We start from the raw sequence: 15,663 nt of genomic DNA, 5'->3' as shown, positions 1-15,663 counted from the left end.
ACCAGGGGCAATCGCCCCTGGTAAATCATGATCAGAACGCGTAGTTCACGCCGACACCCGCGTAGTGGAAGCGATCGCTCTCACCTTCGTCATGGTTTTCCCATTCGTAGGCATATTCCAGCGTCATGGATAAACCGTTGTTAAAATCATAGGCGTACAGCATACCCAGACGGTTGAAATCATGTCCTTCACGCGTCGGATCGTCCTGCCAGTCCCAGTTTGACCAGCGATCGAGTCCCAGACGGGTATAAGGCGTTAACGTCGTCTGGCCTAACGAAATCGGCAGGTAGGCACGAATTTCCTGGGTAGAAAACTCGCCGTTATTACGTGAGCTGTCCATATTGAAGCCGCGCTCTAAATAATAATTTACTTTCGCAGAGAACGTTTCGTTGATGGTCCAGGTAAAACCGGTTTCGGTCTCGACGCGGCTGTCAGAATAACCGGTTTTATCCAGATCGTTGGCAAACTGATACATGGCAAACCAGCCGCCAAAGCGCCAGTCGTCGGTTAATTTAATATCCCAGTCAGGCTGAACTTTGTAACGCTGCATATTAGCGCTACCGTCTTTTGCACCGTGTTCATCTTTAAAGTGATAACCATAATTGCGGAAGCCACCGGTCAGACCGAACGTAAAATCATCGGTGCCGATAAAGCGATAGCGCAATTCAAATTCCGGGCGATCGAAATAGGTGCCACGCGTCATGCTGCTATAATCAACCGGCCCTTCCTGATACATTGCCAGAGAGATTGTCCAGGCATCCCATGTTGCATTAAACCATACGGAGGGTTCATATAATCCATCTTTATCGTCGCTCTGACCTTCGACGTTTTCAATTTCATACATGGCACCGATATTAAACGCCCACTGTTTTGCGGATTCTGTTGCTTGCGCGCAGCTAACCCCTGCGCACAGAACGAGCGCAGCACTTCTTAGTAGAGTACTCATAAAATATTCCCTTTATAATTAACAAACAAAAAAACCGGAAATTTGCATTTCCGGCAAACACCTTTCTTATCTAATAGCCGCTTCGGTATCGGCGTCGAAGAAATGGCACTTATTCATATCGAACTGAATGCCGATAGTATCTCCGGCAACGTAGTCATTGGCCGCGCCTGCGCGGACAACCAGTTCATGTCCGCCCACGGTGGCATAAAGCATAAATTCGGCACCGGTAAGCTCAGCGACGCTGACTTTCGCCGCGATATCTTCTCCGCTGCTCTGCAGGGTAAGAATGTCTTCCGGACGGATCCCGAAGACGACCGCTTTACGCTGGTAACCTTGCGCATTCAACTCGACTAGCTTGTCCTCAGGGATCTCCAGACGCAGCGTTTCCGTTACGAAATAGCGATCGTCGATAGCGCCACGAATGAAGTTCATTGCCGGAGAGCCAATGAACCCTGCGACAAACATATTGGCCGGCTCGTTGTATACCTGCTTCGGCGCACCCACCTGCTGAATGATACCGTCTTTCAGGATCACGATGCGGGTCGCCATCGTCATGGCTTCCGTCTGGTCGTGCGTAACATAGATCATGGTGGTGTTAAGCTTCTGGTGAAGCTTGCTGATTTCGGCACGCATCTGCACGCGAAGCTTAGCATCGAGGTTGGATAACGGCTCATCCATCAGGAAGACGCCCGCTTCGCGCACGATCGCCCTGCCCAGCGCCACACGCTGGCGCTGACCGCCTGATAAAGCGCCAGGTTTACGCTTCAGGTATTCGCGTAACCCTAAAATCTGCGCCGCCCAGTTCACGCGTTCTTCAATCACCGCGGGCGCTATTTTTTGCATTTTCAGGCCAAAGGCCATGTTGTCGTAGACCGTCATATGCGGATAAAGCGCATAGTTCTGGAATACCATTGCGATATCACGCGATTTGGCAGGCACGTCATTCATGCACACGCCGTCGATAATCAGTTCACCCGCGCTGATCTCCTCAAGACCGGCAATCATTCGCAGCGTCGTGGATTTACCGCAGCCCGACGGACCGACGAAAACAATAAACTCTTTGTCTTCAATTTCGAGGTTGAAATCCTTAACCACGTGGACCTGGTTATCATAGATTTTCTGAATATGTTTCAGAGAAAGTTGAGCCATAATTTATTCCTTATCAATACGCCCGGGACGCCCAGAATTCTGTCAGGCATTTCCAGGTCAGTTCCCGCGTTGAATGAAGTTGTAATCCCGCATGGTTAAGGCCAGGCCCAATCCCGACCGACAGCATTCCTGCGGCGTTGATTGCTTCAACACCCGCAGCGGCATCTTCAATGCCAATCGCCTCTTCAGGACGCACGTTCAGCCCCGCACAGGCCGCAAGGAAGATCTCCGGGTCCGGCTTTGAACGGCAAATGCGGGAAGCATCAGCGCAAAAATCGAAGGCCTGATGAATGCCCAGCGCGTGCAAAATCCCTGGGGCATTGAGCGATACGGATGCCAGCCCAATCTTGACCTTCGCGGCACGGATCTCCGCCAGCACGTCGCGGATCCCCGGCAGCAGAGAATCCTGCGTCAGTGATGCCAGCGACTGGACGTAAAGCGCATTTTTTTTCGTCGCAAGCGCCAGGCATTGCTCCTCGCTAAACATCCCCTCTTTTCCGCCGTGCTTCAGAATGCGCTGGAGGGAATCCATGCGGCTTATCCCCTTAAGCTGTTCGTTAAACACTTCGTCGAAGGTAATGCCAATTTCCTCCGCCACGGCACGCCAGGCCAGAAAGTGGAGATGCGCGGTATCGGTGATCACACCGTCCAAATCGAATACAACAGCCTTAAGCGTCATGTTGCCCCTCCGTGGTAGCGGTCCCATTCACGGACGCAAGAAAATCCTTATACGCGAAGACTTCTCGCTCCGGGATATGTAGCGTTTTGCCCCACAGCGTCAGCGTGGCAGGCGCCGTGGTTTCAATGGTTAACACCTCGTTTTCATACGTGAAGTGCATTGCTGCGTTCCGCCACCGCAGCGGGAAAGCGAGTTTTTGCCAGTGAGCAGGCAGTTTTGGCGCGAGATGCAGTTCCCCTTCAATGATTTGCAGGCCAGCAAATCCCTGAATTGCGCCAGACCAGATCGCACCGGTTGCCGCGGCATGAATGCCCTCATCGCTGCTGTGCGGATCGTCGCCCAAATCAATGGCGATGCCATCGCGCCAGAAGGCATAGGCCCCCTGCGTGTCACCGCAGCGCGCGAGCACAATCCCGTGAATGGCCTTGCTCAGGGACGAATCATGGATCGTGCGTGGCTCATAGAACGCCAGATTGGCGGCGCATTGCCGTGGCGTAAACCGTTCTGGCAGCAGGTAGTTAAGCATCACCACATCGGCCTGCTTAAGGATCTGCATCTCGTTCACTTCCGCGCGGGAATAATCGAGCAGAATCGTCTGCTTACCCGCTTTGGCTTTATAACGGCTCAGATCGATGGCCGGTTTTGCCATGAAGGAATCATCCTGCGGGATCACACCGTCTGCATCGGCCTCCGGTAGCCATAAGCGCGCCAGGAACTTCGCAGCATTCTCCGTAAAACGCGCATCCTCACGCCCAAACATCGCCATAAACTGGCGCGCGCAGGCAACGTTGTGCCAGGCCAGATAGTTGGTGTAAGCGTTGTTGTTCACGTGCTCGGTGTATTCGTCCGGTCCGATCACATCATGGATTTCCAGACGACCATTGACGTCCGTTGCGCGTCCCATCCAGAACAAAGCCGTTTCCATCAGCAGCGTCAGGCCTTCGTTACGCATAAAGGCGTCATCATGCGTCGCCTGCCAGTACGCAACGACGGCCCAGGCAATATCAGCCACGATGTGATGCTCAGCAAGTGCGGAAGCCACCTTCTGGCGTACCCCGGTGCGGATGTTGATTGCCGCGAACTCCGGCGTCTCTTCCTCTCCGCTTGCGGCGCTTTCCCATGGGAACAACGCGCCCGGCCAGCCGTTACGACGGGCTTTTTCCCGTGCGCCAGCCAGATTAAGCCAGCGATAGCGCAGCAGGCTGCGGGCAACCTGCGGGCGGGTAAATAGATGGAAAGGCAGCAGGAAAATTTCGGTATCCCAGAAGACGTGCCCCTTGTACCCTTCGCCCGTCAGTCCTTTTGCGGCAATACTACTTCGCTCATCATGGGCAGGCGTCATCGTGGTCAGGTGCCAGACCGCATAATCCAGCGCCATCTGATCCTGTTGCTCTGCGGAAGTCACTTCCACCCGGGCATCACGCCAGACCTCTTTCCAGGCATACGCTGAGCTTTCAAGCAATGCGTCGTAACCTCTTGCGGCAGAAACTTTGAGATCGGCCAGCGCGTTGCGCGCAAAAGACTCCTGTGACAGCGCTTTATCGCTACGATGCGTCACCCAGACGATCTTTTCAAGCGTGACAGTGTCACCCTGAGCAATGGTCAGTGAATGATGTACGCTGAGACGCCGATTTTTGGCGGTGAAACAGCTGTCGCTCTTAGCGGAGAGCTGACAAAACGCCGAAACAACAACCTCCGACGCCCGGTCCTGCGTTTCATACACCCCCTGCATATAGTGCTGGTCAAAGACCCTGACCGAGATTTCATCCAGATGCTGTCTGCCGCTGTTCGTTTGCGTCGCATCAATGCCGGTTTTCAGCACGGCATGCGTGGCGGCATCAAGAGGCGTGATCGAGAGCTGCATAGCCACTAATGGCAACTGGTCCAGCGACACAAAACGACGACTCTCCAGCCGATAGCGCTTGCCGTCGGGCGAACGCCAGACAACGTTACGATGCAGTTCGCCGTTAGCGAAGGCCAGCTCGCGCTGCCACTCAAGAATTTCCCCAGCCAGGAGGGTGAAATTGACGCCGTCCAGCTCTACATCAATACCGGTGATATCCGGCAGATTGACCAGCTCGGTGGTCTCGTTGCGCCCCGCGCGATGATACAGTCCAGCGAGATACATGCCTCTGGTCTGCTGGGTGTACTCTTCTTCATGCGCAGCGCGAATGCCCATGTAGCCATTGCCGCATGCCATGATGGAGGCGTATTTATTCAGGCTGTGTGGACAAAAGCCCGGATCGGTTAATACAGAGACGTTCAGCATAGTGTTACGCTTTCCCCTGTTTCTGCGGATTCATAAAGCGCGCCAACAAGCTGCTGAATTACCAGTCCCTGTTCTGCATCGGCAATCATCACGGGCTCTCCCAGCACGTGACGTACGAAGGCATCCATGCTGCGCAGATGGCGCTGATCGTCCGCCTCTTCGCGCTGGGTAAGGGTTTCTAAAACACCGGCTTCGTCGTTGTAGATGTGCGCCGGGAACAGCGTTGCACCCGCCTTTTCACCGCAGAAAGAGACGTTCATGATTGACTGCTCGCGAATGTTAAGCGCAAAGGAGGTGTCCAGACGCAAAATGCCGCCGTTGCAGAATTCAATCGTGCCAAACAGCGCATCTTCCACGGTAAATTGCGCAGGATCCCACTCGCCAAACTGACCGGTGCTTTTACGGTTTCCCAGCCTCTGGAAGCTGTGCGCAGTCACCCGTTTTACCGCCGGGAAACCCAGGACATACATTGCGGCGTCGAGCATATGAATGCCGATATCAATCAGCGGTCCACCGCCCTGTAGCGATTTGTTGGTAAAAACGCCCCATCCCGGCACACCGCAGCGACGCAGCGCCTGCGCCGAGGTAAAGTAAACCTCACCGAGCGTTCCGTTCATTACCGCATCGCGCAGGAGTTGGGTATCCAGGGCAAAGCGATGGTGAAAATCATAGGCCAGGACTTTTCCTGCCTTGCGCGCCGCGATGCGCATCTCATCAGCCTGCTGCGGCGTCATCGCCGGGGGCTTTTCACACATCACATGGCAACCCGCCTCGAGCGCCGCCATCACGTGTTCAAAATGGAACCGGTTGGGCGAACAGACGCTCACCACATCCGGTTTTACTGCCTGCAACATCTCGTGAGCGTTCTGCCATGCCGATGGAATAGCATAACGTTCCGCGAACGCCTGTGCCTGCTCAAGGCGGCTGTCCATGACAGCCACCATTTGAACATCACTGCGCGTGGCGTAATACGAGGCATGCACTTTGTCCGCGACCTGCCCGGCGCCAATAATGGCGACGCGCAGAGGCGAAGGTGTAGAAGCACTCATCACGCTCGTCATCCTTAGCATTCACGCAAATAAGTGAGAGAGTCCTGATAAGCCTTAGCCGGATCCTCGGCGCGAACACGGCATTCATACACGACGTATCCCTGATAGTTATCGGCACGCAGCTGATCGAACAGGCTGGCGAAATCGAGGCTGCCGCTGCCCGGCTGATAGCGGTGGTTATCTGCAATGTGAACATGACCCAGCAGATCGCGGTTCTGATGCAGCGCGTCCGTCAGCGAGTCTTCTTCAATGTTCATGTGATAGAAATCACCGATGATCTGCACGTGCTTCAGGCCGTTCTCTTCGATATAACGACGCGCGTCTGCCAGGGTGTTGATCATATGATCCTGGTAACGGTTCAGCGGCTCCAGGTAGACGGTGGTGCCGGTGCGCGCGGCCACCTCATCCAGCCAGCGCAGCGAGGCGCTTACGGCTTTGCGGTCACCGTCCAGGCTGCGTGGAGAGGTCATTGGCGGCAGACGGAAGGTAAACATGCCCCAGGCAGCAGGCACGATAATGCCCTTTCCGCCGACTTCCGCCAGCGCTTCCAGAATGCGTTCGATCTGCTGTAATCCGTTCAGACGGCGTTCTTCGATGAAATCACCGATCCAGCCATCGTACCCGCCACATGCTGTCGTCACCGGCAGGCCCGTGGCTTTGATAGCGGCTTTCACTTCATCGAGATTTTCCACCAGCAGACGTCCGTCAATTTCGTAGCCATCAAAACCCATCGCTTTGATGTACTGGAATTTTTCCATGATGTTGGTCGGGAAAAAGGCCTGGTTTTGTGTTGCGATCTTCATGATTTGCTGTCCTTAGCTTAAAAAGTGACGCCCATTTTGATACTGAGTTCCGGATGCTGATCGACATACTTCATATAGCTTTCCGGGCTGGTGGTGAAGGTCACGACCGGGTCGATCAGATCTTCACAGTTCAGATAACCGTTCATCAGCAATTCCCAGCAGGTCTCTTCGATACGCTTGCGGCTCCAGCGCGGATAGTCCGGGTTCGGTTCACTGCAGGCGCGGGAGAAGACAATCTTCGCGTTGTTGAAGTGCGCTTCGCGGCCCAGGTTGAAGCCTGCCGCAAACGGTTTGGCGAAGGCTACGTAGGAGATGGTGCCGCCGTAGGCGAGCCCGCGCAGCGCGGACTGCAGTGCATCTGCAAAGCCGCTGGTTTCGATGATCACGTCCGCGCCCTGCTTGCCGGTCAGCTTTTTGATTTCCAGACCGACATCGGTACCGATTGGATTCAGGCAGTGGTCCGCGCCGTGACGGCGAGCGATCTCACAGCGGTGTTCGATCGGATCAACGCCGATAACCACTGACGCACCGGCTTTTTTCGCCAGCTGAATCGCAATTTGTCCGATGGCTCCCAGACCGACCACGACAACAAAGTCACCCACACGGACGTTGGCATCACGCACGCCGCTCATGGCGAACTGCGCCGGATCGTAGCAAACGGCATTCTTCCAGGACGCGCCCTGCGGCATTTTACGCAGCTTATAGTTGTTCACCGCGTTAACGATGACCGTCTCCTGCAGCGGGCCGTAGCAGCAGACGCTGTCGCCGATCTGGTATTCCGTTACGTCTGCACCGCATTCAATAATGTCGCCAACGATCATGTTGCCCAGCTGGAACTTACCGAATTCGATACCGCGCGCAGCGCCCTCTTCACGCGGCGTGAACATCTGCCACTCTGCGTTGAACTCTTCATCAATAAACGGGCTTGCCGCGCGGAAATCCACGACTTCCGTTCCGTGCTTCGGGGCGCCAAAGCGGGCGCTAATTTTCACTTCATGTGCTTCCACAGCACGGTCTTCATACTCCACCAGCGCCGCTACGCGTGGCGCTGTCGCAACTAACTTCTTCATAACTTGCTCCTGATAAAAAATTGGCCGCCTTAGCCCTTGACGCCACCGGCGGTCAAACCACTTTTAATAAAACGTTCAGAGAGTGCGTACATGATGACCACCGGAAGCGCCGTCACCAGCGATGCCGCCATCATGCGACCCCAGATATAATCTGGCGTACTAAAGAGCGTGTTCAGCCCGACCGGCAGGGTAAAGTTGCTGGCACTGGACAGGAAAATGGAGGCAAACAGGTAGTCGTTCCATGCCACCATGAAGCAGTAAACAAACACCGACACGAGACCGGAAATGGCCAGCGGCACGGTAATGCGGAAGATGATTTGCAGGCGGTTCAGACCATCCATCATCGCGGCCTCTTCTATTTCGTCCGGAATGGTGTCGAAATAGCTGCGCAGCATGAATACCGCCGTAGGCAACGTCTGGGTCACCATGGTGATGATCAGCGCCAGTTCAGTGTCGTAAATGCCGAGCGCGGTGATGATTTTGAACAGCGGCACCACCAGCAAAATCCCGGAGAACATATAGACGGTGTAGAAGCTCGCGTTGATCGTCGCGCGTCCTTTAAAACGCAGCTTGGACAATGCGTAAGCGCCCAGCGTGCCGAGAAACACCGCAATTACCGATGACGTCAGCGACACCACCATGCTGTTGCGGAAATAATCCACGAACGGGAAAATTAGCGGGTTAAAGATGTCAACGTAATGCTGAAGCGTCCACGCCTGCGGCAGAATAGTCGGATTCAGCGATATGGCCTCTTTCGCGCTCTTGAATGACGTCATCAGCATCACGAAGAACGGGAACAGCGTGATAATCAGAAATACCGCCAGCCCCAGATAGAAACCAATACGGCCCAGTATGCGTTTATTTGTTGCCATTGAGGTTTACCCTTTTTCTGGTCAGCAGAATGACGGCGAAGATGATCACAAACAGCACAACAGAAATGGCGGCTGCTTTGCCCAGATCGTTGAATGCAAAGGCAGTTTTATAGAGATATACGCCCAGAATATCGACCTTCGTGGTCAGCAGATAAACATCCGCAAACATGTAGAACATCCAGATGGTTCGCAGCGTCACCACCGTTGCCAGTACAGGCATGATGGCGGGCAACGTGACGATACGGAAACGCTGCCAGGCGTTGGCTCCGTCCATCTCTGCCGCTTCATACAGCGATTTATCAATGGTCTGTAAAATTGCCAGGAATGAGATAAAGGCATACGGGAAGTAGCGCCAGATGGCGAACAGCACCACCAGCACGAAGCTGCTGCCAGGGTTATCGAACCAGAGCGGCGCCTGGTCATACAGATGCAGCAGATCGACGCCCAGATAGTTCACAATGCCGTAGCCGTTGTTGAACATGTATTTCCAGGCAAATACCAGGGAAATAGAGGGCGTCACGTAGGATAAAATCACCAGCGAACGCGCCGTCTTCCGGAGACGAAACTCACGGTTAAAGAAGATGGCGACGGCAAGCCCCAGCCCGGTGCTGCCGAGCACGACCAGCGCCGTATACCAGAACGTCATCCACAGCGAGTGCCAGAACGCAGCATCCCCCAGAATGCGGATGTAGTTATCCAGGCCAACAAACACCGCATCAATACGCGGGTTAAGCGGCAGGCGTAAGAAACTGATTTCAATATTGGAAATCATTGGCCAGGCCACCAGGCCCCCCAGCAAAATCAGGCTGGGGGCCAACAGCAGCATGGCGAAAGGCATATCTGAACGACCAGAAAACAACGTCTTCATAATTTCCTTCCGCAGAGCGCTCCTATCGTTGTGAAATCAGGTCAGTCAGTCGCGTCTGGCTCTTGCTAAGCGTTGCGCTGAGATCTTGTTTACCCACGGTGACGTTATGCACCATGGAGCTGATAATGCCGGACCCTGTCACATCGCCCATGCGCGTGAAGTTTTTGTCGCCGACAGCACCAAACACCTGTACGTTCGGGAATTGGGCGATCAGTTCATAAGGCAGTTGCCCAAACGCTTTAATCACCTCGTTGTTTTTCCAGGTATCCGTTCCTACGACCAGCGTGTTCACCGGCAGCGCCGCGCCCGGCGACATCATGACCCAGTCGGTTGCGTTTTGAGCCTGCTCCATCCACGTCACAAACTTCTCAGCCGCCTGCGTTTCCTCTTCGGTTTGGCCGGTCGTGATTGTCAGTGAGGTGACCATGCCGTAAACGGCAGAGGACTTCTCGGTAGGTACGACGAAGCCAAGGTTGGCAGGGTTTCCATCCTGGAATACCGCTGGCAGGATGTAGGTGGAATAGACGGCCATCGGTGCAGAACCGTTCATGAAGGCATCTTTGATCTCCATGACGTCGTTCGAGCCCGGCATGGTGGTCGCGGCCAGCGCTTTATAGAACGCCAGCGCTTTCGCCATTTCAGGGGTGTCAATTTCAACGTTTCCGTTGGCATCAAAAACGTTCGCGCCGCCGGAAAGCGCAAACTGGGAGAACGCCTGCTCGGTCATGACGCTTTCCGCGGTGGGCAGCGCAATACCGTAATGTTTGTTGGCCGGGTCGTTAAGCTTCTGGCTGGCTTTCAGCAGCTGTTCCCAGTTATGCGGTTCCTGAATACCCGCAGCGGCAAGCACATCTTTGTGATACCAGACGCCGGACAGCCAGGCGCTCATCGGCACCCCCGTCCAGGCTGTGCCGTCTTCAGTACGCACAACGCGCAGGATCCCGTCATAGAAGGTCTTTTCGCCTACCGCTTCAATGGCTTCACCGATCGCCTTGCGATCCAGCAGTTGTTCCTTATCCATGACTTTCGCGTAATCATGGCTGACTTCAATCACTTCAGGCAGCGCGCCCGTTCTGGCGAGCGTAATTACTTTGGTGTTGTAGGCATCTTCTTCCACCGGCACCTGCTTCACCGTAATGCCGGGGTTTTCTTTCTCGAATTTTTCGATAAGTTTCGTAATAACTGCCTGGCGCTCCTGCTCTACTGACGAGTGCATGAACTCAATGGTCACAGCAGACGCTTTATCATCTTTACAGCCTGATAACAGGGCGCACGAAACCAGTGCTGATAACAGCACAATTTTGGGCATTTTCATTTTAGGGTCCTTTTTAGTTTTCTTTAATCCACATAACCTGCCATGGATTGAGGGTCAGCTCTTTACCGCTAACAGCTTGTCCTGATAGTAATTCCATACCAGTAAGCGTGTCCCCATAAACGGTATGAACGTTATTACTAAAATTAAACAGGGCTGTAATTCTCTCACCGTTTTCAGCCACACGAACAATTTTAAGAATTTGTTCATCCAGTGATTCAAAAAATGCCTGGGCATCAGGGTGAAACGCACTTTCCCCACGACGAATCGCAATAAACTCGCTTAAACGAGAATAAATTTTATGACGAATGCTATTTTTATTATTAAGTTCGAGATCAACCTGACCGGCGGTATATTTCTTGCGGTTTATCGCGCGGTTATAGCCGAGGCGCTCGACCCCTTCATAATCGTTACGGGAGCCAAGAATACTTTGAATATACACGGCAGGTACACCAGGGAAACTTAACAGCACCGCATGCGCCAGAATAAAGCGCGCAATGCGCTCATCATCTGAACTGTTTTGCGCGCTTAACGCGTCAAGATAGGTCACATTAATTTCGTAAGGACTGCGCGTACCGTCAGGATTATTTTTCCAGTTGACCAGCGCCCCTTCCTGCTGAAGTTTCTCAACCAGTGCGAGGATTTCTGATTCCGGCAGAATGCCGCGCAGCGGGTTCAGACCGATACCGTCATGAGACGCCAGGAAATTGAACCAGGTCGTTTTTGTTGAAGGCAGCGCCAGCGATCCCGCCCACTGACAGAGAGCGTTAACATTCTGACGGTGCACTGCATGCAGCACCAGCGGCGGCAAGGAGAACTGGTAGACCATCTGAGCTTCATTTTCACCGTCACCGAAATAAGAGATATTGTCCTTATGCGGAACGTTCGTCTCAGTAATGATCACGGTACCCGGCGCCACGGCCTCGGTAATAGCACGGAAAAGCTGGATAAGGCAGTGAGTCTGTTCCAGATGGATGCAGCTTGTTCCAGGGATCTTCCACATAAATCCGACGGCGTCCAGACGGATATAACGCGCCCCTTCCGCCAGGTAATGGAGCAGCACGTCAACCATCGCAATCAGCACCTGAGGCGAGGCGAAGTTGAGATCGATCTGGTCATCGCTGAAGGTGGTCCAAAGATGACGCACGCTGCCATCATGCAGCGTAAATGGTGTCAGCAACGGTAATGCGCGAGGACGCGTCACTGCAGATAAATCAGTTTCAGGATCGACAGCAATAAAGAAATCTTCGTAGCCAGGTTTCTGCGCAAGATAATTAGCAAACCATTCACTTTTTGCTGACATGTGGTTGCAGACGAAATCAAACATTAAGCTGGCAGACTGTTTTAAATCAGCAACGTCTTGCCAGGACCCGGTTTCAGGCGCAACGTTGTGGTAATCAATAACGGAAAATCCGTCATCAGAGGACCACGGATAAAAAGGTAAAAGGTGGACATGGGAAAACGTGCGAGCAAGCCACTCATTATAAAAGCGGGTAAATACCGGCAACGCTTTCTCCCCTTTCGCGGAGAACTGATCGGCGTAGGTGATCAGAACGACATCTTTTTCATCCCAGCCTGATTTACGCTTTTCTGTAATATCAACAGCAGCTTGTTCAAGCTTTGTTAATAACACTTTAAAATGTGCTTCAGAAAATGATTCACCGTAAATATGATTGATAAGTTTTTTAATTTTTGCGTTCACATTATTTTCCATGGTAGCGGTCCCACGAAGGGCAATCTACTCCCCTGAAAAATATCTGTCAACGAACCGGGAGGCTGAAAAACGCAATTACAAAGCAGCTCTGTGCAGTAATGTGAGCTGCCGCAAAGAAAGTGAGGGAAAGGGATGAAATGTCGTTAGCCCTTCCGGGGAGAGAAAGGGCTAACGCGAGCGTGAATTATCGGGATAAGTAACGGCGTGACAGCCGCTTTGCCGCTTTTTGCAACAGAGGTTCAAGCGCCACGGCCAGCAACATTCTGACCGGCTTGCGGGCAACAGATCTGATCGCCCAGCCCGCCACACCTGCCGGGCCGTAACGTAACGCCGTCATCAGAACCAGTTTACCTGCGATTTTCAGGCCGGGTTTTACCTTCTGACCGGCCTGTTGCCAGTTTTTCTTCATGTATATTCTCTCTTAAAGCTGACGAAAACGACTTCTCAGCGTAAAGGTATCGGATGTGACATAGCGTTCCATTTCACGTAACCGCTTCTCCCCTTCAGCCAGCCGATCGTCAACCGCATTGAGAAGATCGTTACTGGTAGGCGCGCCTTCCGCAGCCAGTTCGCCTTCCGGCATCGGGTCAAGTACAAACGACAGCACGATGTAGGCCACGAAAGTGATAAACGCCAGGCCGAAAAATATCGACAGCACCGTGACCACACGAACCAGCTTTACCGGAACGTCGAGATAATGGGCCAGCCCGGCGCAAACGCCGCGCACCATGCCCTGCTGTGGAATTCGCCACAATTTTTTGTTCAGATTCAGTCCTGACATTAACGGTCCCTCCAGTTAGGATGTTCTGCATCCAGGATTGCTTCCAGCGCCTGAATGCGATCGCGCATCTTGTTAGCCTGGTCGGTAAGCTGCGCAAGACGTTGTTGTTCACTCTGGGATAAATCGTTCCCTGAAGAACGGTTGCTGTAGTGCAGCCATAGCCAAATCGGCAAAACAAACAGCACGAAAATCGTCAGGGGAATGGCCAGGAAAAGCGCGCTCATGTGTACTCCTTGTCGTCGGATGCTTAGCGGCACGCTCAGGTGCCGCAACATTATTATTGGTTATCTTGCTTCATTTTGGCTTTCAATGCCGCCAGCTGCTCGCTGATTTCATCGTCCGCTTTCAGATCGGCAAACTGTTGATCCAGCGACTTTTGCTTACCGATGCCGTGGCTCTCTGCTTCCGCTTCCATCTGGTCGATACGACGCTCGAATGACTCAAAACGCGCCATGGCCTCATCCAGCTTGCCGCTGTCCAGCTGACGACGCACGTCGCGGGAAGAGCTTGCCGCCTGATGACGCAGGGTCAGCGCCTGCTGACGCGCGCGGGTTTCGCTCAGTTTATTTTCGAGCTCACCAATCTCTTTTTTCATGCGGGTGAGCGTGTCTTCCACCAGCGTGACTTCATGCTCGAGCGTAGCGATCATGTCCGCCAGCTTCTGCTTTTCAATTAACGCCGCGCGAGCAAGATCTTCTTTATCTTTGCGCAGGGCGAGTTCCGCCTTTTCCTGCCATTCATTGAGCTGAGCGGTGGCCTGCTCAATACGGCGCGTTAACTGCTTTTTCTCAGCCAGCGCACGGGCGGAGGTAGAACGCACTTCAACCAGCGTGTCTTCCATCTCCTGAATCATCAGGCGCACCAGCTTCTGCGGATCTTCTGCTTTCTCCAGCAGTGAGTTGATGTTGGCGTTCACGATGTCGGCAAAACGAGAAAAAATACCCATAATCAAATCCTCATAGTTCTGTTATCGGGCTATGCCCTGCTGTACTGATAATACAATTTCCGTGCCAGTTTTTTATCTTATTGATTTTACACGGTGTGATTGATTTTTACTCATCACATAACTATGCTGACCTGGTGAATATCGCTAAGGAGTGGTTAATTTCATCATGACTCAATACAAAGATAACTTACTCGGCGAAGCCAACAGCTTTCTTGAGGTGCTGGAACAGGTTTCTCGCCTTGCGCCGCTCAACAAACCGGTGCTGATTATCGGCGAGCGCGGCACGGGTAAGGAACTGATTGCCAACCGTCTGCACTATTTATCCGGACGCTGGGACGGCCCCTTCATTTCTCTAAACTGTGCGGCGCTGAATGAAAACCTGCTCGACACCGAGCTGTTCGGCCACGAGGCGGGCGCGTTTACCGGCGCTCAGAAGCGCCATCCGGGACGTTTTGAGCGCGCCGACGGCGGCACCCTGTTCCTTGATGAACTCGCCACCGCGCCGATGCTGGTGCAGGAAAAGCTGCTACGCGTGATTGAGTATGGTGAACTGGAGCGCGTCGGCGGCAGCCAGCCGCTGCAGGTTAACGTGCGCCTGGTCTGCGCCACCAACGCCAATCTGCCGGAGATGGTCGCGGAGGAGAAATTCCGTGCCGATCTGCTTGACCGCCTGGCCTTTGACGTCGTTCAGCTTCCGCCCCTGCGCGACAGGAGAAGCGACATCATGCTGCTTGCTCAACAATTTGCGATTCAGATGTGCCGCGAGCTCGGTCTCCCTCTTTTCCCCGGCTTCAGCGATCATGCGCGGGAGACGCTTCTGGCCTACCGCTGGCCGGGAAATATCCGCGAACTGAAGAACGTTGTGGAACGTTCTGTTTACCGCCACGGCAGCAGCGAGACGGAGCTGGACAATATCATTATCGATCCTTTTCAGCGCAATGCGCCGCCGGTTTCCTCCCCGTCATCGTCAGACGATACTCCCGCGCTGCCCCTTGATTTGCGCCAGTTCCAGCACGAGCAGGAGCAACAGCTGCTGGAGCAAAGCCTGAAGGCGGCGAAATATAACCAGAAACGCGCGGCCGAACTCCTGGGCCTGACCTACCATCAGTTACGGGCATTGCTTAAAAAACATCAAATGCGCTGACAATATCGGCACTTACCCGCAGACATTTTTACGAAGCAGGCGTAAGTGCGATACACTTTGC

The 15,663-nt window shown here is 53.6% G+C and carries 16 protein-coding genes; 1 reads left to right on the top strand and 15 read right to left on the bottom strand.

What is annotated here, in order from left to right:
* Positions 1-31: 31 nt before the first annotated feature.
* From IM273_RS14290 to pspA, 15 genes are all read right to left on the bottom strand, one after another.
* Complete coding sequence (locus tag IM273_RS14290) at positions 32-946, bottom strand: OmpG family monomeric porin (RefSeq protein WP_047368683.1); 915 nt, start codon at positions 944-946, stop codon at positions 32-34.
* 66 nt (positions 947-1,012) lie between these two features.
* Complete coding sequence (locus IM273_RS14285) at positions 1,013-2,095, bottom strand: ABC transporter ATP-binding protein (protein WP_063154347.1); 1,083 nt, start codon at positions 2,093-2,095, stop codon at positions 1,013-1,015.
* 13 nt (positions 2,096-2,108) lie between these two features.
* A complete protein-coding gene (gene pgmB, locus IM273_RS14280) occupies positions 2,109-2,774 on the bottom strand; it encodes a beta-phosphoglucomutase (protein WP_048956152.1) in 666 nt (221 codons plus the stop codon).
* Positions 2,764-5,043: a glycoside hydrolase family 65 protein gene (locus IM273_RS14275; RefSeq protein WP_193051336.1), complete on the bottom strand. Its 2,280-nt coding sequence runs from the start codon at positions 5,041-5,043 to the stop codon at positions 2,764-2,766. The genes pgmB and IM273_RS14275 overlap by 11 nt, the downstream gene beginning before the upstream one ends.
* A complete protein-coding gene (locus IM273_RS14270; RefSeq protein WP_193051338.1) occupies positions 5,037-6,095 on the bottom strand; it encodes a Gfo/Idh/MocA family protein in 1,059 nt (352 codons plus the stop codon). The genes IM273_RS14275 and IM273_RS14270 overlap by 7 nt, the downstream gene beginning before the upstream one ends.
* Before the next feature lie 11 nt (positions 6,096-6,106).
* Entirely contained in the window at positions 6,107-6,895 is a 789-nt protein-coding gene (locus IM273_RS14265) for a sugar phosphate isomerase/epimerase (protein WP_193051340.1), read from the bottom strand.
* A 17-nt stretch (positions 6,896-6,912) separates the two neighbouring features.
* On the bottom strand, positions 6,913-7,965 hold the full coding sequence (locus IM273_RS14260; protein ID WP_193051342.1) for a zinc-binding alcohol dehydrogenase: 1,053 nt from the start codon (positions 7,963-7,965) through the stop codon (positions 6,913-6,915).
* 29 nt (positions 7,966-7,994) lie between these two features.
* On the bottom strand, positions 7,995-8,837 hold the full coding sequence (locus IM273_RS14255; RefSeq protein WP_028013372.1) for a carbohydrate ABC transporter permease: 843 nt from the start codon (positions 8,835-8,837) through the stop codon (positions 7,995-7,997).
* Positions 8,824-9,705, bottom strand: a complete 882-nt coding sequence (locus tag IM273_RS14250; protein WP_028013373.1) for a carbohydrate ABC transporter permease — start codon at positions 9,703-9,705, stop codon at positions 8,824-8,826. The genes IM273_RS14255 and IM273_RS14250 overlap by 14 nt, the downstream gene beginning before the upstream one ends.
* 22 nt (positions 9,706-9,727) lie before the next feature.
* Positions 9,728-11,020, bottom strand: coding sequence for an ABC transporter substrate-binding protein (locus IM273_RS14245; RefSeq protein WP_193051344.1), 1,293 nt, complete (start codon positions 11,018-11,020; stop codon positions 9,728-9,730).
* Between the two features lie 13 nt (positions 11,021-11,033).
* On the bottom strand, positions 11,034-12,731 hold the full coding sequence (locus IM273_RS14240) for a sugar phosphorylase (RefSeq protein WP_193051346.1): 1,698 nt from the start codon (positions 12,729-12,731) through the stop codon (positions 11,034-11,036).
* A 184-nt stretch (positions 12,732-12,915) separates the two neighbouring features.
* Positions 12,916-13,140 carry a phage shock protein PspD gene (gene pspD, locus IM273_RS14235; protein ID WP_193051348.1) on the bottom strand — a complete coding sequence of 75 codons (225 nt, stop codon included), beginning with the start codon at positions 13,138-13,140 and terminating at the stop codon, positions 12,916-12,918.
* Between the two features lie 12 nt (positions 13,141-13,152).
* Positions 13,153-13,512 carry an envelope stress response membrane protein PspC gene (gene pspC / locus IM273_RS14230; protein ID WP_028013377.1) on the bottom strand — a complete coding sequence of 120 codons (360 nt, stop codon included), beginning with the start codon at positions 13,510-13,512 and terminating at the stop codon, positions 13,153-13,155.
* Positions 13,512-13,736: an envelope stress response membrane protein PspB gene (pspB, locus tag IM273_RS14225; RefSeq protein WP_028013378.1), complete on the bottom strand. Its 225-nt coding sequence runs from the start codon at positions 13,734-13,736 to the stop codon at positions 13,512-13,514. The genes pspC and pspB overlap by 1 nt, the downstream gene beginning before the upstream one ends.
* A gap of 53 nt (positions 13,737-13,789) precedes the next feature.
* Positions 13,790-14,458 (bottom strand): phage shock protein PspA, encoded by a 669-nt coding sequence (gene pspA, locus IM273_RS14220; protein WP_028013379.1) that lies wholly within the window; start codon positions 14,456-14,458, stop codon positions 13,790-13,792.
* A gap of 151 nt (positions 14,459-14,609) precedes the next feature.
* On the opposite strand from pspA, the gene pspF reads away from it, so the two are divergent.
* On the top strand, positions 14,610-15,602 hold the full coding sequence (gene pspF / locus IM273_RS14215) for a phage shock protein operon transcriptional activator (RefSeq protein WP_193051350.1): 993 nt from the start codon (positions 14,610-14,612) through the stop codon (positions 15,600-15,602).
* The last annotated feature ends 61 nt before the right edge of the window (positions 15,603-15,663 follow it).

The organism is Enterobacter cloacae complex sp. P13B (assembly GCF_014895915.1).
Lineage (GTDB): Bacteria > Pseudomonadota > Gammaproteobacteria > Enterobacterales > Enterobacteriaceae > Enterobacter > Enterobacter bugandensis.
The sequence above is the reverse complement of the archived record's forward strand: the minus strand, read 5'-3'. Positions and strand labels throughout refer to the sequence as shown.

Bases quoted from the DNA above. Each gene is read 5' to 3' on its own strand.
- IM273_RS14265 (WP_193051340.1), bottom strand. From the start codon at position 6,895: ATGAAGATCGCAACACAAAACCAGGCCTTTTTCCCGACCAACATCATG.
- IM273_RS14240 (WP_193051346.1), bottom strand. From the start codon at position 12,731: ATGGAAAATAATGTGAACGCAAAAATTAAAAAACTTATCAATCATATT.
- IM273_RS14275 (WP_193051336.1), bottom strand. From the start codon at position 5,043: ATGCTGAACGTCTCTGTATTAACCGATCCGGGCTTTTGTCCACACAGC.
- pspA (WP_028013379.1), bottom strand. From the start codon at position 14,458: ATGGGTATTTTTTCTCGTTTTGCCGACATCGTGAACGCCAACATCAAC.
- IM273_RS14290 (WP_047368683.1), bottom strand. From the start codon at position 946: ATGAGTACTCTACTAAGAAGTGCTGCGCTCGTTCTGTGCGCAGGGGTT.
- IM273_RS14285 (WP_063154347.1), bottom strand. From the start codon at position 2,095: ATGGCTCAACTTTCTCTGAAACATATTCAGAAAATCTATGATAACCAG.
- IM273_RS14250 (WP_028013373.1), bottom strand. From the start codon at position 9,705: ATGAAGACGTTGTTTTCTGGTCGTTCAGATATGCCTTTCGCCATGCTG.
- pspC (WP_028013377.1), bottom strand. From the start codon at position 13,512: ATGTCAGGACTGAATCTGAACAAAAAATTGTGGCGAATTCCACAGCAG.
- pspD (WP_193051348.1), bottom strand. From the start codon at position 13,140: ATGAAGAAAAACTGGCAACAGGCCGGTCAGAAGGTAAAACCCGGCCTG.
- IM273_RS14255 (WP_028013372.1), bottom strand. From the start codon at position 8,837: ATGGCAACAAATAAACGCATACTGGGCCGTATTGGTTTCTATCTGGGG.
- pgmB (WP_048956152.1), bottom strand. From the start codon at position 2,774: ATGACGCTTAAGGCTGTTGTATTCGATTTGGACGGTGTGATCACCGAT.
- IM273_RS14245 (WP_193051344.1), bottom strand. From the start codon at position 11,020: ATGAAAATGCCCAAAATTGTGCTGTTATCAGCACTGGTTTCGTGCGCC.
- IM273_RS14260 (WP_193051342.1), bottom strand. From the start codon at position 7,965: ATGAAGAAGTTAGTTGCGACAGCGCCACGCGTAGCGGCGCTGGTGGAG.
- pspB (WP_028013378.1), bottom strand. From the start codon at position 13,736: ATGAGCGCGCTTTTCCTGGCCATTCCCCTGACGATTTTCGTGCTGTTT.